This is a genomic window from Synechococcus sp. R8-2 (genome assembly GCF_047461715.1).
Classification (GTDB): domain Bacteria; phylum Cyanobacteriota; class Cyanobacteriia; order Thermostichales; family Thermostichaceae; genus Thermostichus.
In genome coordinates this window covers 1-2,333 of record NZ_JANSHQ010000655.1, presented here as the reverse complement: position 1 = coordinate 2,333, position 2,333 = coordinate 1, and the positions used below count along the sequence as shown (strand labels likewise).

General features: G+C 58.0%; 4 protein-coding genes. 1 reads left to right on the top strand and 3 read right to left on the bottom strand.

Going from position 1 to position 2,333, the window contains the following annotated elements; translation table 11 throughout:
• Positions 1-150: 150 nt before the first annotated feature.
• Positions 151-432, top strand: a complete 282-nt coding sequence (locus NW819_RS13570) for a DUF1830 domain-containing protein (protein ID WP_414343190.1) — start codon at positions 151-153, stop codon at positions 430-432.
• Positions 433-456: 24 nt separating this feature from the next.
• On the opposite strand, the gene NW819_RS13565 is transcribed toward NW819_RS13570, so the two are convergent.
• From NW819_RS13565 to NW819_RS13555, 3 genes are read right to left on the bottom strand one after another with little or no spacing between them, the layout of a single operon-like run.
• Entirely contained in the window at positions 457-870 is a 414-nt protein-coding gene (locus NW819_RS13565; protein WP_414414070.1) for a hypothetical protein, read from the bottom strand.
• Positions 871-883: 13 nt separating this feature from the next.
• Entirely contained in the window at positions 884-1,609 is a 726-nt protein-coding gene (locus NW819_RS13560) for a hypothetical protein (RefSeq protein WP_414414069.1), read from the bottom strand.
• A 41-nt stretch (positions 1,610-1,650) separates the two neighbouring features.
• Positions 1,651-2,196, bottom strand: a complete 546-nt coding sequence (locus NW819_RS13555; protein WP_414374936.1) for a DUF3110 domain-containing protein — start codon at positions 2,194-2,196, stop codon at positions 1,651-1,653.
• Positions 2,197-2,333: the final 137 nt, after the last annotated feature.

The window sequence follows — 2,333 nt, the reverse complement described above, 5'->3', positions numbered from 1 at the left end:
CAATCTAGTTTGGAATGACTATGAATGACTATGTTTTTCCAGGATTGATTTCTGCCAGTTGGGATCGCCGTATCGCAGACTACCGCAGTGATCCCCAGGCGGTGTTAGGGTAGATGATAGGCTGAGCAAAGTGGGCTGGTAATCTGAATTATGCAAACACTCGATGCAATCCCCGATAAAAAACGAGCAGAGCGAATAACCTGTAGCTACATCAACGCGACCAGCTCTATTCAGGTGGTTCGCATCACGAATATCGAAAACTGGTACTTTGAGCGGGTGGTCTTTCCAGGCCAGCGGCTGCTGTTTGAGGCGGTGCCCGGAGCCAAACTGGAGATTCACACGGGTATGATGGCCAGCTCTATTCTGGCGGATACCATCCCCTGTGAAAAGCTGCGCGTTCGAGAAACGGAGCCGGCGACCGTAGGCGCCTAAATCCCCAGAGGCCAGCGGTGCGGACTAGGTTTCCCGGCCTTGTTGCCTTCTCTCCTCACTCTCTGGGCTGGGGGAAGGCTGAGGCGAGGGGCTGGCGGAGCGGCGCGGCTTCGGGGGTAGTGGGATCTCCAGGAAACGGGCGCTCAACCTCACTGGGCTGGTTTCTTGCCGCTGGGGAGGCCAAGGGATCCCCAACCAACGGGCCGTGATCTCCAGCAAGCTGGGGGGTGGTGTCGGGGTAGGAGTTGGCGTGGGTGGTGGGGTGGGATAGAGATCCAGGCGCGGTGGCCGTGGGGTGCTAACCCGAAAAGCATCGGGAGGGGGTTGGGTCAGGGGTACATTCGGATCCCCGCATCCCAGCAAGCCCAGTCCGCCGGCAAGCAACAGGCCGTACAATTTTCGAGTGCCTCTACTGCCCATGAGTACGCTGCTGGACACCTCCAACAGGGTATCATCGGGATCCCAAGGCTCTGAGCTGGGCTTGCAAATCTTCCTCCAGCACAGATAGCTGGCGAGCCAAGGTCACGTAGCGGTTGGCGGTCAGGTTTTTGGCGGTAAACTGCTCCAGCAGTTGCTGATCCCGGGCAACCATTTGGTTGAGATACTGAGCCACAGAGGCTTGTGGATCCTCGATCAAAGCTCGGCACACCTGTAGGGCCATCACCAGTTGGGCCCGCACCTGCAAAAACAGCGATTGGATGTACTTCTGCTCGGCCTCGCTGAGTTGCCGAAAATCCCGCCAATGCTGCCCCCCCTGCAGGGATTGTTGGAGCTCGTTGACCCAGTGGTTGTAGTCTTTTACTTTGCGGGCCAGATCGGTGGCAAACTTCATCATCTCAGGGGTGCTGTTGAGCAGGTGGGCTTCCTGCCAACGCTGCCGGATGCGATGCAGGCTTTTTCCCAAGCGCAAGTTGGCTCTCAGGATCCCCAACAGGAGCAGCAGTAGGATCCCGGCAGCCGCGGTATAGGACACCCAAGAGCCGGGATCCCGCATCCCCAAGAAGATGACCAAGGCTATTGCTATCAAACCAAAGGCCAGTATGCCCCAGGAGCGTAGCCGCTGTTGCTGCAGACGCAGGTACTCCGCCCGCAAATCAAAGGCCTCGCAGCAAGCGTCCAGATCGGCGGCCATGAGCTGGCGAAACTCGTCCACAGAGATCGGTTCCACACTAATCATCGAGGGCACCCTTAACGCAAGTGGATCGAGGCCAAACGGCATCAAGACCTGCCCTGCCAATCACGGGCAGCTTCCGTGCTTTCTTGTAGGGGCTCCAGCGTTTCGCTGGCCGGAACCACCATCAACCCATACCCTCCGCTGCGGCAAAAATCGACGATCTCCTGCGTGTCAAAGCGTTCTGCCACGGGCTTGGGCAGTCCCTGTTGAGCCAACCGCTGCGCATATTTTCTTGCCGCAAACGAGCTCTCGAAAGCAATGACGATATCTTGACCCCCAACCTGGCGCGTGCAGATTCCCTCCTGCCCATTGGCTTGGTAAAGCAGCACAATCACCTGGGGGGGCAAGTCCTCTGGGCTGACCCAAGACAAACCCTTCTCAGCCTGGGATCCCCCGCTAAGCAATACATCCCGCGCCTCATTCAGCCGCGCCAGTTGCGCCTCTAGCAAGGGTCTTTGTCGCTCGTCCTCCAGTTCTGCGAGGGCAGTACTGAGGGTTTGGTATTCCTGAAACAGTCGCCCCCGGATCTGCCGCTCGGTTGCGTCCGGCGGAAGGTTGAGAATCTGAAGGGCTTCGGCGGTGTTCATCATGGGCTCTGATTTATTCAAAATCATTGCCTAGACTAGCTGCTTTGAGAGTCTCTGGAGAGAAATTCTCCTATGATCGTGGCTGCCCGCTTTCTCGGCCAGAAGAGAGGGTGGACTCACCGTTCGCGCCAGCGGGCCGG